This window comes from Streptomyces sp. NPDC059564 (genome assembly GCF_042735575.1).
Classification (GTDB): Bacteria; Actinomycetota; Actinomycetes; order Streptomycetales; family Streptomycetaceae; genus Streptomyces.
Map to the genome: position 1 here is coordinate 1 of NZ_JBHWBP010000192.1, position 14,059 is coordinate 14,059.

At 72.1% G+C, this 14,059-nt stretch carries 10 protein-coding genes and 1 pseudogene; 3 read left to right on the plus strand and 8 right to left on the minus strand.

Translation table 11 applies throughout. The annotated features are described in order from the left end of the window. Positions 1-35: 35 nt before the first annotated feature. The 5 genes from ilvC to ACFV0Q_RS26765 all read right to left on the minus strand — a co-directional run bounded on the left by ilvC (position 36) and on the right by ACFV0Q_RS26765 (position 7,949). Positions 36-1,037 carry a ketol-acid reductoisomerase gene (ilvC, locus tag ACFV0Q_RS26745; protein ID WP_385008910.1) on the minus strand — a complete coding sequence of 334 codons (1,002 nt, stop codon included), beginning with the start codon at positions 1,035-1,037 and terminating at the stop codon, positions 36-38. Between the two features lie 127 nt (positions 1,038-1,164). Then, entirely contained in the window at positions 1,165-1,689 is a 525-nt protein-coding gene (ilvN, locus tag ACFV0Q_RS26750; RefSeq protein ID WP_351824957.1) for an acetolactate synthase small subunit, read from the minus strand. Between the two features lie 32 nt (positions 1,690-1,721). Then, on the minus strand, positions 1,722-3,608 hold the full coding sequence (locus ACFV0Q_RS26755; RefSeq protein ID WP_266573794.1) for an acetolactate synthase large subunit: 1,887 nt from the start codon (positions 3,606-3,608) through the stop codon (positions 1,722-1,724). Positions 3,609-3,835: 227 nt separating this feature from the next. After that, the gene (locus ACFV0Q_RS26760; RefSeq protein WP_385008911.1) at positions 3,836-6,706 is read right to left on the minus strand and encodes a putative bifunctional diguanylate cyclase/phosphodiesterase; all 2,871 of its coding nucleotides are present in this window, start codon (positions 6,704-6,706) and stop codon (positions 3,836-3,838) included. Positions 6,707-7,001: 295 nt separating this feature from the next. Then, on the minus strand, positions 7,002-7,949 hold the full coding sequence (locus tag ACFV0Q_RS26765) for a 2-hydroxyacid dehydrogenase (RefSeq protein ID WP_385008912.1): 948 nt from the start codon (positions 7,947-7,949) through the stop codon (positions 7,002-7,004). Positions 7,950-8,022: 73 nt separating this feature from the next. On the opposite strand from ACFV0Q_RS26765, the gene ACFV0Q_RS26770 reads away from it, so the two are divergent. The 3 genes from ACFV0Q_RS26770 (at position 8,023) to ACFV0Q_RS26780 (ending at position 10,678) form a co-directional block, all read left to right on the plus strand. Continuing rightward, the gene (locus tag ACFV0Q_RS26770; RefSeq protein WP_385008913.1) at positions 8,023-9,030 is read left to right on the plus strand and encodes an aldo/keto reductase; all 1,008 of its coding nucleotides are present in this window, start codon (positions 8,023-8,025) and stop codon (positions 9,028-9,030) included. Positions 9,031-9,169: 139 nt separating this feature from the next. Further along, entirely contained in the window at positions 9,170-10,429 is a 1,260-nt protein-coding gene (locus ACFV0Q_RS26775; protein WP_385008914.1) for a PQQ-dependent sugar dehydrogenase, read from the plus strand. Positions 10,430-10,480: 51 nt separating this feature from the next. Then, positions 10,481-10,678, plus strand: coding sequence for a DUF6191 domain-containing protein (locus ACFV0Q_RS26780; protein ID WP_385008917.1), 198 nt, complete (start codon positions 10,481-10,483; stop codon positions 10,676-10,678). On the opposite strand, the pseudogene ACFV0Q_RS26785 reads toward ACFV0Q_RS26780, so the two are convergent. The 3 genes and pseudogenes from ACFV0Q_RS26785 to ACFV0Q_RS26795 all read right to left on the minus strand — a co-directional run bounded on the left by ACFV0Q_RS26785 (position 10,675) and on the right by ACFV0Q_RS26795 (position 13,942). Next, positions 10,675-12,881: pseudogene (locus ACFV0Q_RS26785) on the minus strand (AAA family ATPase). The gene ACFV0Q_RS26780 and the pseudogene ACFV0Q_RS26785 overlap by 4 nt on opposite strands. Before the next feature lie 80 nt (positions 12,882-12,961). Further along, the gene (locus tag ACFV0Q_RS26790; protein ID WP_385008915.1) at positions 12,962-13,159 is read right to left on the minus strand and encodes a hypothetical protein; all 198 of its coding nucleotides are present in this window, start codon (positions 13,157-13,159) and stop codon (positions 12,962-12,964) included. 147 nt (positions 13,160-13,306) lie between these two features. Then, positions 13,307-13,942 carry a hypothetical protein gene (locus tag ACFV0Q_RS26795; protein ID WP_385008916.1) on the minus strand — a complete coding sequence of 212 codons (636 nt, stop codon included), beginning with the start codon at positions 13,940-13,942 and terminating at the stop codon, positions 13,307-13,309. Positions 13,943-14,059: the final 117 nt, after the last annotated feature.

Here is a 14,059-nt window from a genome sequence, read left to right on the forward strand (position 1 = left end):
CGGGACGACGCGTCCCGGCCCCGCCGCGTACGAGATCAGCTCTCGTCGTTGTCGACCCAGCTCATCAGCTTGCGCAGCTTCTTGCCGGTGGTCTCGAGCAGGTGGGCCTCGTCGGCCTTCTTGTACTCGTTGTACTTCGGCAGGCCGGCCTTGTACTCGGCCATCCAGGTGTTGGCGAACTCGCCGCTCTGGATCTCGGCGAGGACCTGCTTCATCTCGGCCTTGGTGGCGTCGGTGATGATGCGGGGGCCGGTGATGTAGTCGCCCCACTCGGCGGTCTCGGAGACCGACCAGCGCATCTTCTCCAGGCCGCCCTCGTACATGAGGTCCACGATGAGCTTCAGCTCGTGCAGGCACTCGAAGTACGCGATCTCCGGCTGGTAGCCGGCCTCGGTCAGGGTCTCGAAACCGGCCTTGACCAGCGCGGAGGCGCCACCGCAGAGGACGGCCTGCTCACCGAACAGGTCGGTCTCGGTCTCCTCGGTGAAGGTCGTCTTGATGACGCCGGCGCGGGTGCCGCCGATGCCGGCCGCGTACGAGAGCGCCAGCGCGAAGGCGCTGCCGGTGAAGTCCTGCTCGACGGCGGCGATGCACGGAACGCCGCGGCCCTCCTCGTACTGACGGCGGACCAGGTGGCCCGGGCCCTTCGGGGCGACCAGGGCGACGTCGACGTTGGCCGGGGGCTTGATGAAGCCGTACCGGACGTTGAAGCCGTGGCCGAAGAAGAGCGCGTCGCCCTCCTTGAGGTGGTCCTTGATGGACTCCTCGTAGATCTCGGCCTGGAGCGGGTCCGGGGTCAGGATCATGATGACGTTCGCCCACTCGGCGGCCTCGGCCACGGGGACGACCTTCAGGCCCTGCTCCTCGGCCTTGGCCTTGGACTTCGAGCCCTCCTTGAGGCCGACGACGACGTCGACGCCGGAGTCACGGAGCGACAGCGCGTGGGCGTGGCCCTGGCTGCCGTAACCGATGACCGCGACCTTGCGGCCCTGGATGATGGACAGGTCGGCGTCGTTCTCGTAGAACAGCTCGGCCACTGGGATATCTCCTTGGTGCGCTGGTGTTGCTCCCACCGTACGGCGGGGAACGGAATCTGAGTGTGCCGGTCTCGCCATGCGAGCCGGGGCGTGCGTCCGGCGCGGCGCCGGGGGTCCGGCGCCGGCGTCAGGCGCTGCGGTCGAGCGAGCGCAGGCTGCGGTCCGTGATGGACCGTCCGCCACGCCCTATGGCGATCGTGCCGGACTGGACGAGCTCCTTGATGCCGAACGGTTCCAGCATCTTGAGCATGGCGCCCAGCTTGTCGGTGCCGCCGGTGGCCTCGATGGTGACGGCGTCCGGGGAGACGTCGACGGTCTTGGCGCGGAACAGCTGGACGATCTCGACGATCTGCGAGCGGGTCTCGTTGTCGGCGCGGACCTTCACCAGAACGAGTTCGCGCTCGATGGCGTTGTGCGGCTCCAGCTCGACGATCTTGAGCACGTTGACCAGCTTGTTCAGCTGCTTGGTCACCTGCTCCAGCGGGAGGTCCTCGACGTTCACGACGATGGTGATGCGGGAGATGTCGGGGTGCTCGGTGACGCCGACCGCGAGGGAGTCGATGTTGAACCCGCGGCGGGAGAACAGCGCGGCGATCCGGGCGAGGATGCCGGGCGTGTTCTCGACCAGGACGGAGAGCGTGTGCTTGGACATGTGAGGCGTTCTCTCTCTCAGGCTCTCTCGGCTCAGTCGTCTTCGTTGTCGCCGAAGTCGGGGCGGACGCCCCGGGCTGCCATGACCTCGTCGTTGGAGGTGCCGGCGGCGACCATCGGCCACACCATGGCGTCCTCGTGGACGATGAAGTCGATCACGACCGTACGGTCGTTGATCGCGTTGGCCTCGGCGATGACCTTGTCCAGGTCCGCCGGGTCCTCGCAGCGCAGCGCGACGCAGCCCATGGCCTCGGACAGCTTGACGAAGTCCGGGACGCGCGTGCCCTTGCGGGGGGCGACGGACTCGCCGAGCTGGGAGCCGACGGTGTCGTGGCCGGTCTCGTCCGCGTGCAGCACGGTGTTGGAGTACCGCTGGTTGTAGAACAGGGTCTGCCACTGGCGGACCATGCCCAGCGCACCGTTGTTGATGATCGCGACCTTGATCGGGATGTTGTTCAGCGCGCAGGTGACCAGTTCCTGATTGGTCATCTGGAAGCAGCCGTCGCCGTCGATCGCCCAGACGGTGCGCTCCGGCATGCCGACCTTGGCGCCCATCGCGGCCGGGACCGCGTAGCCCATGGTTCCGGCGCCGCCGGAGTTCAGCCAGGTGCGGGGCTCCTCGTACTTGACGAAGTGGGAGGCCCACATCTGGTGCTGGCCGACGCCCGCCGCGAAGATCGTGCTCTTCGGCGCGAGCGCGCCGATCCGCTCGATGACCTGCTGCGGGGAGAGCATGCCGTCCTCGGGCAGGTCGTAGCCCAGCGGGTAGGTGTCGCGCCAGCGGTTGAGGTCCTTCCACCAGGCGGTGTAGTCGCCCGCGTTGCCCTCGGTGTGCTCGGCCTGGACGGCCTGGATCAGGTCGGCGATGACCTCGCGGGCGTCGCCCACGATCGGGACGTCGACCTCGCGGTTCTTGCCGATCTCGGCCGGGTCGATGTCCGCGTGGATGACCTTGGCGAAGGGCGCGAAGCTGTCGAGCTTGCCGGTGACGCGGTCGTCGAAGCGCGTGCCGAGCGCGATCAGCAGGTCCGACTTCTGGAGCGCGGTGACGCCGGTGACGGAGCCGTGCATGCCCGGCATGCCGACGTGCAGCGGGTGGCTGTCGGGGAAGGAGCCCAGCGCCATCAGGGTGGTGCAGACCGGGACGCCGGTCAGCTCGGCGAGGACCTTCAGCTCGGCCGTGGCGCCGGACTTCATGACGCCGCCGCCGACGTACAGGACCGGGCGCTTGGCCTGGCAGATGAGCTTCGCGGCCTCGCGGATCTGCTTGGCGTGCGGCTTGGTGACCGGCCGGTAGCCGGGCAGGTCCATGGCGGGCGGCCAGGAGAAGGTGGTCTTCGCCTGGAGGGCGTCCTTGGCGATGTCGACCAGGACCGGGCCGGGGCGGCCGCTGGAGGCGATGTGGAAGGCCTCGGCGATCGTCCGCGGGATGTCCTCGGCCTTGGTGACCAGGAAGTTGTGCTTGGTGATCGGCATCGTGATGCCGACGATGTCCGCCTCCTGGAAGGCGTCGGTGCCGATCGCCTTGGAGGAGACCTGGCCGGTGATGGCGACGAGCGGGACGGAGTCCATGTGCGCGTCGGCGATCGGGGTGACCAGGTTGGTGGCGCCCGGGCCGGAGGTGGCCATGCAGACGCCGACCTTGCCGGTGGCCTGCGCGTAGCCGGTGGCGGCGTGACCGGCGCCCTGCTCGTGGCGGACCAGGATGTGACGGACCTTCTTGCTGTCCATCATCGGGTCGTACGCGGGGAGGATGGCGCCGCCCGGGATACCGAAGACGGTGTCGCACCCCACCTCTTCGAGAGAGCGGATGAGGGACTGCGCACCCGTGACGTGCTCAACTGCGGTGGGCTGGTGTCCACCCGTACGGGGCCGCGGCTGCGGATGGTGGGCCCCGGTGGCCTGCTCGGTCATCGGCATTCTCTTCTCGAAGCTGAGGGTTTTACGAGGAGCGGGGATCCCCCGGATCAGGACCGGGGGCGTGTGCCAGTGCAACAAAAAACCCCTCGTGCCTGGTGGCAAGCGAGGGGAGCGCGTCGGTAGCGTTGAGCGGGGACATGGGAGTCCCAGCTTCAGCCGACGCGCTTTCCAAGTACGAGAATTCGGGTGCGCATGGCATTGACCCTCCCTCCGGCGGGAGGGGGATGTCAAGCGGGTGGGACGGGCGTCTCATTATTTGAGCCTCTATGGATGACCATCGAGCCACCGGACGCGCCTCCAGCCAAGGCAGGCTGGGCCGTACCGCCCGGTACTGCGAACGTACCCCTCACGAGCGCGCGCCGCAGCCTGTATTCGTCGAGGGGTCCGGAGAAGGCCGCTCCCTGGCCGTGGGTGCACCCCATCGCCCGCAGGGCCATCACCTGCTCGGGCAGGTCCACCCCGTCCGCCACGGACTGCATGCCCAGGTCATTTGCGATCCGCAACAATCCGGCGGTGATCTTGTGCAGGCGGGCCGACTCGACCACACCTTCGACCAGCCCCCGGTCGAGCTTCAGGAGGTCCACGGGGAGCCTGCGGAGGGCGCTGATGGCCGCGTAGCCGCTGCCGAACCCGTCCAGGGCGATCCGGACGCCGAGCCGGTGCAGGGCCGCCAGACGGCGCTCCAGCTCGTCGAAGGGCACTCTGGGGTCGGAGGCGGCGAGTTCGAGCACCAGCGCCCCGGAGGGCAGTCCATGCCGGCTCAGCAGCGCCTCCACGGAGCCCCGGGGCATGGACCGGTCGAGCAGCCGCTGGGCGGTCATCCGTACGGCCACTGGTACGTCGTGCCCGGCCTTCTGGCGCTCGGCGGCCTGCTCCACGGCTTCCTCCAGCAGCCAGCGGCCCAGTTCCGCGGTGCGCGAGGCGTCCGACCCGCCCGCCGCGCCCTCGCTGTGCTCGGCCACCCGGAGGAACTCGGCCGGGGTGAAGAGGATCCCCTGCGTGGAGCGCCAGCGGGCCTGGGCGGCGACCGCCGTGACCTCGCCGGTGGCCAGCGAGACCACGGGCTGGTGCAGCAGGGCGAACTCGCCCTCGTGCAGGGCGGTGCGCAGCCTTCCCGCCAGTTCCGCCTTGCGGACGACCTCGGCCTGCATCTGGGGGGCGTAGAGCTCCACGCGGTCCTTGCCGCCCGCCTTGGCCCGGTACATCGCGAGATCCGCGTTGCGCATCAGGTCCGAAGGGGTGATGCCGGGGTCGGCGAAGGCCACGCCGATGCTGGCGGCGACGCGGACCTCGCTCCCGGCGATGCGGTAGGGCTGGGAAAGGGTGGTGCGCAGCCGCTCGGCGATCTCGTGGACCTGGTACTCGCGGGCGCTGCGGTCGCGGCTGCCGTCGCCGAGGATCAGCGCGGCGAACTCGTCCCCACCGAGCCGGGCGGCGGTGTCCCCGGCCCGTACGGCGTCCTGGAGGCGGCGGGCGGCCTCGACGAGCAGCTCGTCGCCGGCCTGGTGGCCGATGGTGTCGTTGACCGCCTTGAAGCCGTCGAGGTCGATGAAGAGCACGGCGGTGCTGTGGTCCCCGGCCCGGCGGCCGGTCAGCGCCTGGCGGACCCGGCGGGTGAACAGGGCGCGGTTGGGCAGGTCGGTCAGCGGGTCGTGCTCGGCGCTGTGCTGGAGCTGCGCCTGGAGGCGGACCCGCTCGGTGACGTCGCGGCTGTTGAGGATGAGCCCGCCCTGGTGGCGGTTGACCGTGGACTCCACGTTGAGCCACTCGCCGCCGCCCGACTTGAACCGGCATTCGATGCGGGTGGTGGGTTCCTCGGTGGGCGGGGCGGCGAGGAAGCGGCGTACTTCGTGGACCACGCGGCCGAGGTCGTCGGGATGGATCAGGGTGGCCAGCTCGCTGCCGACCAGTTCCTCGGCCTCGCGGCCGTACACCCCGGCGGCGGCCGGGCTGACGTAGCGCAGGGTCCCGGTGGGCGCGGCGATCATGATCACGTCACTGGAGCCCTGGACCAGGGAGCGGAAGTGGTTCTCCTTCTGGGCCAGTTCCTGGGTGAGCGCGATGTTGTCGAGGAGCATGATGCCCTGTCGGATGACGAGGGCGAGGACCACGGTGCAGCCCGTGAAGACGACCATCCGGTCGACCTTCCGGCCGTCGACGACGTTGTAGAGGATGCCGAGCGTGCAGACCGCGGCCGCGAGGTACGGGGTGAGGGCGGGCAGCGAGCCGGTGATGGGCCGGCTGTGCGGGCGGGCGGCGCGCTGGTGCGCGGACCGGTCGCCGGGTTCGGGCCGGTGGGCGCCCCAGGGGGCATAGGCGAGCAGCAGGGAGCCCGCGAACCAGCCCGCGTCGAGGATCTCGCCGGAGCGGTAGGTGGTGTTCAGCAGCGGCGAGGTGAAGAGCGCGTCGCTCAGAACGGTCAGGGCGAGGGCCGCGATGGCCGTGTTGACGGCGGAGCGGTTGTTCGCGGAGCGGCGGAAGTGCAGCACCAGGACCATCGAGACGAGCGCGATGTCGAGGAGCGGGTACGCGAGCGAGAGCGCGGCGCGCGGGACGCTGCCGGGCGCTCCGGACTGGGCGGTGCGCGCGGCGTTGGCGAGGGCGAGGCTCCACGACAGGGTGAGCAGGGAGCCGCCGATGAGCCAGGAGTCGAGGCCGAGGCAGACCCAGCCGGCCCGGGTGACCGGGCGCTTGGCGAGGACGAGCAGGCCCACGATGGCGGGCGGGGCGAAGCAGAGGAAGGCGAAGTCGGCGAGCGAGGGTTCGGGGACGTTCTGGCCGAGGAGGACCTCGTACCAGCCCCAGACGGCGTTCCCGAGGGCTCCCATGAACGAGGAGAAGGCGAACATCAGCCAGGCGGGGCGTTCACGCCGGTCGACCGTACGCGCGTAGTGGTAGCAGGAGACCGCGGCGAGTAAGCCGGCCGCGCTGAGCCCGAAGTCGCCCATGAAGTTGGCGAGTTTCTCGGATCCCCACCCGAGGGCGGCCCCTACGGCGTACCCGCCGCTGACCACCGCGAGGAGGAGCTGCCCCGCCAGGCCCTTGCCGCCGCCCGCGACGGGCGGCCGGGTCAGGAGCGCCGCCCCCGGGGCGCTCACCGGTCCCCCTCGCTGGCTGGTTCCGGTGCAGCCCAGTCTCGGCAGCGCCGCCTCCGGCGGCTCTGCCGCATCGGATCCTTTGTCCATTGGCCGTGCATCGCCCGTCGCCCCCCAAAATGTCCGATCACTCCCCAGCGCCAGACGTACGTGGCGCAGCCCCTTGTTCCGGACGATACACCACTTTCGTCACTCAGCGACATAGATTCTCTACTCTCCGTCACCACGAAGGGAGTTGTGGACACCGCCCGCGTTCGGGCGGTCGCGGAGCGTGCGCACCACGGTGCGGGCCGCGGCGCTAGTCCGTGACGAGGACCGTGTTCTCGACGGGCTCCCCCGCGGCGAACCGGGTGAGCTGCCGGGCCACCAGCCGCTTCGCGCGGGGCTCGAACGCCGAGCTGCTCCCGCCCACATGAGGGGTGATCAGGACATTCGGAGCATGCCAGAGCGGGTGGCCCGGCGGCAGCGGTTCGGGGTCCGTGACGTCGAGCGCGGCGCGCAGCCGGCCCGATTCCAGCTCCGTCAGAAGGGACTTGGTGTCGACGACGGGGCCGCGCGCGACGTTCACGAGCAGCGCGCCGTCCTTCATCCGGCCCAGGAAGCCGGCGCCCGCCAGGCCCCGGGTGTCCTCGGTGAGCGGGGTGCAGAGGATCACCACGTCCGCGTCGGGCAGCAGGCGGGGCAGGTCGGCGAGGGCGTGCACCGGCCCGTGCGGGGCGGTGCGGGCGGAGCGGGCGACGCGGGTGACGGGCCCGCACTCGAAGGGGACGAGCCGGTCCTCGACGGCCGCGCCGATCGATCCGTAGCCGACGATCAGGACGGACCGGTCGGCGAGGGCGTCGTAGAAGCCGCCGCGCCACTCCTCGCGGTCCTGGCCGCGGACCATGCCGGGGATGCCGCGCAGGGAGGCGAGGGTGAGGGTGAGGGCGAGTTCCGCGGTGCTCGCCTCGTGGACGCCGCGGGCGTTGCAGAGCCGGACGCCCGGGGGCAGGTCGCCGAGACCGCCGAGGATGTCGTCGATGCCGGCGGTGAGGGTCTGGACGACCCGGAGGGCCGGCATGTGCGCGAAGGGGCGCAGGGTGACGGCGCGGGACTTCATGTAGGGCGTGACGTAGAAGACACAGTCCGCGGGGTCGGCCGGGAACGATTCCTCTCCGTCCCACCGTCGGTAGCGGAAGGAGCCGGGGAGAGCTTCGAGCTCCTCGGCGGGGAAGGGGAGCCAGACGTCCCCGGGCGCAGCAGTCATGATCACGAGGCTATGCGAAGGGAACCGGATCAAGCCGTTAGTTTGAGGTCCGGACCGGGAGGGGGACGCAGGGGTGGAGCGCAGGGCGATCGGGTCGGGGCCGCTGACGGTCGGGGCCATCGGGCTCGGGTGCATGCCGATGAGCTGGGCTTACGCGCCTTCGCGCCGCCGGGGCGAGGAGTCGCTGCGCACCGTGCACACGGCGCTGGATCTGGGCGCCAGTCTGCTGGACACGGCTGACCTGTACGGGCCGTTCACCAATGAGCTGGTGGTCGGGCGGGTGCTGCGGGAGCGGCGTGCCGAGGCCTTCGTGTCCGCCAAGGTGGGGCTGCGGGCCGGTGAGCAGCACGTGGTGGCCGACGGGCGGCCGGGGTACGTGCGGCGGGCGTGCGACGCCTCGCTGCGGCGGCTGCGGACCGACGTCATAGACCTGTACCAGCTGCACCGGGTGGACCCGGACGTCCCGGTGGAGGAGACCTGGGGCGCGATGGCGGAGCTGGTGGGCGCGGGGAAGGTACGGGCGCTCGGGTTCTGCGCGCTGGGCGCGGGGGCCGGGCCGGGGGCGGGGCGGCGCGGGGACCGGGGCTACCGCTCGACGCTGCGGCAGCTGGAGCGGGTCCAGCAGGTGTTCCCGGTGACGGCGGTGCAGGCGGAGCTGTCGGTGTGGTCCCCGGAGGCGGCGTGGCAGCTTCTGCCGTGGTGTGCGGCACGGGGGGTGGGGATGCTGGCGGCGATGCCGCTGGGGAGCGGGTTCCTGACCGGGACGCTGACTCCGGGGCAGGGGTTCGAGGACGCGGACGTGCGGGCGCGGCATCCCCGGTTCACGGCGCACGCGATGGCTTCGAACCAGGTGCTGGTGGCGGGGCTGCGGCGGGTGGCGCGGCGCCACGGGCCGGAGGTCACGGCGGCGCAGGTGGCGCTGGCCTGGGTGCTGGCGCAGGGGCCGCACGTGGTGCCGGTGCCGGGGGCGGAGCGGGCGCACTGGGCGGCGGAGAACGCGGCGGCGGCGGAGGTGCGGCTGACGGCGGCGGAGCTGGCCGAGATAGCGGCTCTGCCGGCGGCCGTGGGGGCCTGGGACTGAGCCGGGTCCGCTCCGGGGCGGTCGTGGCCGGATCCCTACAACCACTCGATCGGGTGTACGAGTGATGGAACTCGAAGATGTGCCCGTGCTGTTGAGAGGGGTGGAAGGCAGGATCGGGGGACCGGAGGGGAGCACGGCGATGCGATACGGAACGGGATACGGGCAAGTGGCCGGGGACGGCGGGGCGCCGAGCACCGGCGCGGTGGGTTACGGGGGCGGGCGCGCTCGGCGCCGGGGCGTGCTGGCGGCGTTCGCACTGGCGGGGTGCGGGGCCCTGCTGACGGCCGGCTGTTCCGCGTCGGGCGGTGCGGGAGCGGGCCCGGGCGGCTCCCCACCGGGTTCGCCGCCGACGGGACCGGCCTCGCCGGGTGCGACGGCCGCCTCGCAGGAGTCGGGGGCGCCGGCCCGGGGGTCGGTGGCGGTGTCGGGCGAGGTGGCCAAGGGGCTGGAGTCGCCCTGGGGCGTGGCGCCGCTGCCGGGCGGGGACCTGCTGGTCGCCTCCCGGAACAAGGGCACCATCAGCCGGGTCCGGACGGACACGGGGGCGGTGACCCCGATCGGCAAGGTGCCCGGGGTGGCGCCGGGCGGGGAGGGCGGTCTGCTGGGGCTGGCCCTGTCGCCGAACTTCGCCTCGGACCGGCTGGTGTACGCGTACTTCACGACCGAGTCCGACAACCGGATCGCGCGGATGCGCTATGACGAGCAGAGGGCGGCGGGACAGCAGCTGGGCGCGCCCGACACGGTGCTGCGGGGCATTCCCAAGGGGGTCGTCCACAACGGCGGCCGGATCGCGTTCGGCCCGGACAAGATGCTGTACGCCGGTACCGGGGAGACCGGGGACAAGGCGCTGGCCCAGGACAAGAAGTCGCTGGGCGGCAAGATCCTGCGGATGACCCCGGACGGGCAGCCGGTGCACGGCAATCCGGAGGCCGACTCCGTCGTCTATTCGTACGGCCACCGCAATGTGCAGGGTCTGACCTGGGACAAGGACAAGCGGCTCTGGGCGGCGGAGTTCGGCCAGAACACCTGGGACGAGCTGAATCTGATCGAGCCGGCCGGGAACTACGGCTGGCCGGAGGTGGAGGGCAAGGCGGGCAGAGCGGGCTTCCGTGATCCGGTGGCGGTGTGGAAGCCGGACGAGGCCTCGCCGAGCGGGATCGCCTGGGCCGAGGGGTCGGTGTGGATGGCCGGGCTGAAGGGCGAGCGGCTGTGGCGGATCCCGCTGAAGGGGACCGTGCCGGTGGCGGAGCCGGAGGCCTTCCTGCAGGGCAGGTACGGGCGGCTGCGGACGGTGGTGTCCCTCGGCGGGGACAAGCTGCTGCTGGTCACGAGCGAGACGGACGGGCGCGGGTCGCCCGAGGCGGGCGACGACAGGATCCTGACCCTGACGGTGCGGTAGGCGGCGCGTGCCCCGAGGGGGCGGAAAGGCACGGTGGGCGCGGTGTTCAACATGATCCAGGAGCTGTTCGATCCGGGTTCGCGGCACACCGAGGAGGAGAAGAAGCGGCTGGAGCTGTCCCGGACCGACGTGAACGACGGCGATCCGGGACGGGGTCCGATAGACCTCGACTCCGGCAGGGTGTTCATACGCCCGGCCGAGGCCCAGCCGGACGCCGACGCCGGCACCGAGGCCGGCGCCGCTCCCTAGCCGCGGCCCGCCATGGTGGCGGGGGTGAGGGGGGTGAACAGGCGCAGCCGGTGGGCGAGGGCGGCCGCCTCACCGCGGCCGGCGACGCCCAGCTTGGCCAGGATGTTCGAGACGTGCACGCTGGCCGTCTTCGGGGAGATGAAGAGTTCCTCCGCGATCTGGCGGTTGGTGCTGCCCGCGGCGACCAGGCGCAGGACGTCGCGCTCTCGGCTGGTCAGGCCCAGGGCTTCGAGGGGATCGGTGTCCTGGGCGCGCGGGTCCGGGCGGGTGTCGTCGAGGGTCAGCGGCAGCCGGGCGCGCTGGGCGAGCAGGGCCAGGTCCTCGCGGAGGCGGCGGGAGCCGAGCCGGTCGGCGGTGGCGTGGGCGTCGCGGAGCAGGGCGGCGGCCGACTCCCGGTCCCCGCCGGAGGCCAGCAGCGCCTCGGCGAGCCGGTGGCGGGCCCGGGCCAGCAGGTACGGGCGCTCCAGCGGGCGGACGGCGGCCTCGACCGCGGCCCAGTCGGCGAGGGTGTCGCGGGCCTCGGCGCGGAGCAGTTCGGCCCTGAGGTACTCGGCGTGGGCCTTCCACACGGGCGCCGGGGTGGGCAGGGAGCGGGCGGCGGCGCGCAGCACCTCCAGGGCGGTGTCCCGGCCGGAGTCGGCCGCGGGCAGGCCTCGGGCGTCGGCTTCGGCGGAGGCGGAGGCCAGCAGGAGGGGCCAGGCGTAGCGGTGCTGGCCGAGCGGGAATCCGTAGGCGACGGCCTCGGCCGTCTCGGTGCGGACGTCGGCTATCCGGCCCTCTCCCTCGGCGACGCCGATGGCCAGCCGGTAGAGCGGGAGCCGGTGCTGGGGCTGGCTGTCGTGGGTGCCGAAGTGGGCGTGGGCGGAGGCGAGCTGCTGGGCTGCCTCGGTGAGTTCGCCGCGTGCCAGGGCCAGGTAGCTCAGGCGTGCGGCGGCCGCGCCGCGGGGGGCCGCGCTCTGGCCGACGCGCAGGGTGCGTCGGGCGGCGCAGGCCGCCTCGTCCCAGCGGCCGAGGCTGTACAGGCTCTCCGCCATGTTGCCGCAGACCCAGGCCTCGGTGTCCAGGAGCCGGGATCTGCTGACGAGTTCGGCCCCTTGTTCGGCCAGTTCCACCGCTTCGCGGGACCGGCCCGTTCCTTCGAGTTGAGAGCTGAGGTTGATGTGGACGCGACCCGCGAGAACCGTGAGTCCGAGTTCGATGGCCCGTTCGAGGACGGCGTGGAGTTCGGCGAAGCCCGCGTCGGGGTCGCCGGCGTCGCCGAGCATGCTGCCGACCGTGATCCGGGCGTTGAGCTCGGTCTCCTCGGCGCCGACCATCCGCGCGTACTCGACGGCGCGTTCGGCGGCGGCCATGTTGTCGGGGCAGGGGTTGTGGAGCATGCCCCAGCCGGCGGCGCGGACGAGGACGTCGGCGTGCACCTGGGACGGGGGCAGCCCCTTGACCAGGTCCTGGGCGGTGGCGATCTCCGCCCAGCGGAGTCGACGAAGGCTTCCTCGGGCTGCGAGGCGAGGATCCCGGCGAGCTGGCGGCGTACCTCGGCCCGGTTGAAGCGGGCCAGTTCGATGCGCCGGACGGTGCGGAGCCGGTCGAGTTCGGCGAGGAGCGGGCGCAGCGGGTGGCGGCGGTGGATGTCGTCGGCCCGGTAGGTGGCCACGACGACGAGGCGGCCGCTGGTGAGGGTGCGGACGAGGTAGGCGAGCAGGTGCCGGGTGGAGGTGTCCGCCCAGTGGAGGTCTTCCAGCACGAGGACGACGGTGCGGTCGGCGGCGAGGCGTTCCAGCATCCGGGCCGTCAGTTCGAAGAGCCGGGCGGTGCTTTCCTCGTCGTGCGGGCCGCGGGGGGTCTCGCCGAGTTCGGGGAGGATCCGGGCGAGTTCGTCCTCCTGGCCGGCGGCGGCCGTGGCGAGTTCGTCGGGGAGCCGGCGGAGCAGGGTGCGCAGGGCGGTCGAGAAAGGGGCGAAGGGAAGGCCCTCCGCCCCGATCTCCACACAGCCTCCGACGGCGACGACCGCGCCGTGGCGGTCGGCCTCGGAGAGGAACTCCTCGGTGAGCCGGGTCTTGCCGACTCCGGCCTCGCCGCCGATGAGCAGGGCCTGCGGCTCCTGGTCCTCGGCGCGTGTCAGGGCGTCCACGAGTACGGCCAGTTCGTCGGCTCGGCCGACGAACACCGGGCTGACAGATCTGGTCTCCACGTCGCCGAGCATCGCACAGAGGTGCGGGTCCGCGGCACTCGTTATCCGTGCGCTTCTCATCACGCGTCAGTCCACGTGGTGCGCGGCGCGGGTTACGCGGCGCGCGTGAAGCGGCTGCGGATCCCGCTCACCGACCTCTCGGGTTCCTGGCTCCGAGAGGACGCGCGGTGCGCCTTCCGGGCCTCCTGGACCATCCGGTACCGGTCGGCCTCGCGGAGGAGGTCGGCGCGGCGGGCGGTGGCGATCTCGTACTCGAACATCTCGTACTCCCTGGTTGCGTTTCTCGGCACCTCGTTCGGTGTGATCCAAGATTCGCGTCCCAGAGGGGTCCGCCACATCGGGCGCATGCCGCATGTCCGGGGGCCGGGGGGCCTTAGGCCGGGTCCGCAGGGCCTCAAGAGGCGCTCGGGCGGCCTAAGGCAGTGCCCGTGGGGTGCTTATTCGGCGGCCGTGGGCATGGCGACGAGGACGTCGAAGTACATGAGTCCGAAGACCAGGACACCGATGACGCCGAGGGCGACGGCGGCCCAGGAGACGGAGCGGACCCAGACCGGCAGGACCCGGCCGGGGGCACCGAAGGCGGGACGGGCCAGCACGAAGACGGCGACGAGGAGGGCGAGGGTGGACAGGACACCGTTGACGAGGGCGGTCATGTGCCAGGCGTCGCCGTACAGGGCGGCGATCTTCTCCTTGGCGGTGGTCGCGTTGGCCGACTCGATCTGGCCGATGAGCGTCTGGCGCTCGGCGATCACGCGGGAGACCCAGCTGCCGCTGAGGGCGACGAGCCCGAGGGCCGCGGCGACGATGGCGGAGGCGGCGGATCCGACGCCCGAGCCCTCCGCGACGGCTTCGAGGTCCGTCTCGTCCTGGTCGAAGTCCTCGTCGGACTCGGCGGCTTCGGCGGGGGCCTTCTCGGCGGAGTCCCCGGCCGGGGCGGACCCGGTGTTCTCTTCGGCGGATCCGGCCGCGGCCGCCTCGGAGGCGGTGGCGTCGGCCGGGGTGTTCTCTGCCGCCTTGTCCTCGGCGGCGTCCGCCTCGGAGGCGGTCGGGGCGAGGGTCTTCGTGGTGTCCATGCCGCGCACCGTAGGCGGCTTTTCTGAGAGGTTCCTGAGAAGGCTCGCGGTGTTCGGCGGGTGGTGGGCCGCAGGCCCGGGGCGGCGGCCGCGGCCCGGGCAGCTAGGCGGTGCGGG

What these genes read in the sequence shown, in the direction of transcription:
- ACFV0Q_RS26775 (WP_385008914.1), top strand. Translation starts at nt 9,170, where the DNA reads ATGCGATACGGAACGGGATACGGGCAAGTGGCCGGGGACGGCGGGGCG.
- ACFV0Q_RS26755 (WP_266573794.1), bottom strand. Translation starts at nt 3,608, where the DNA reads ATGCCGATGACCGAGCAGGCCACCGGGGCCCACCATCCGCAGCCGCGG.
- ACFV0Q_RS26765 (WP_385008912.1), bottom strand. Translation starts at nt 7,949, where the DNA reads ATGACTGCTGCGCCCGGGGACGTCTGGCTCCCCTTCCCCGCCGAGGAG.
- ACFV0Q_RS26795 (WP_385008916.1), bottom strand. Translation starts at nt 13,942, where the DNA reads ATGGACACCACGAAGACCCTCGCCCCGACCGCCTCCGAGGCGGACGCC.
- ACFV0Q_RS26780 (WP_385008917.1), top strand. Translation starts at nt 10,481, where the DNA reads ATGATCCAGGAGCTGTTCGATCCGGGTTCGCGGCACACCGAGGAGGAG.
- ilvN (WP_351824957.1), bottom strand. Translation starts at nt 1,689, where the DNA reads ATGTCCAAGCACACGCTCTCCGTCCTGGTCGAGAACACGCCCGGCATC.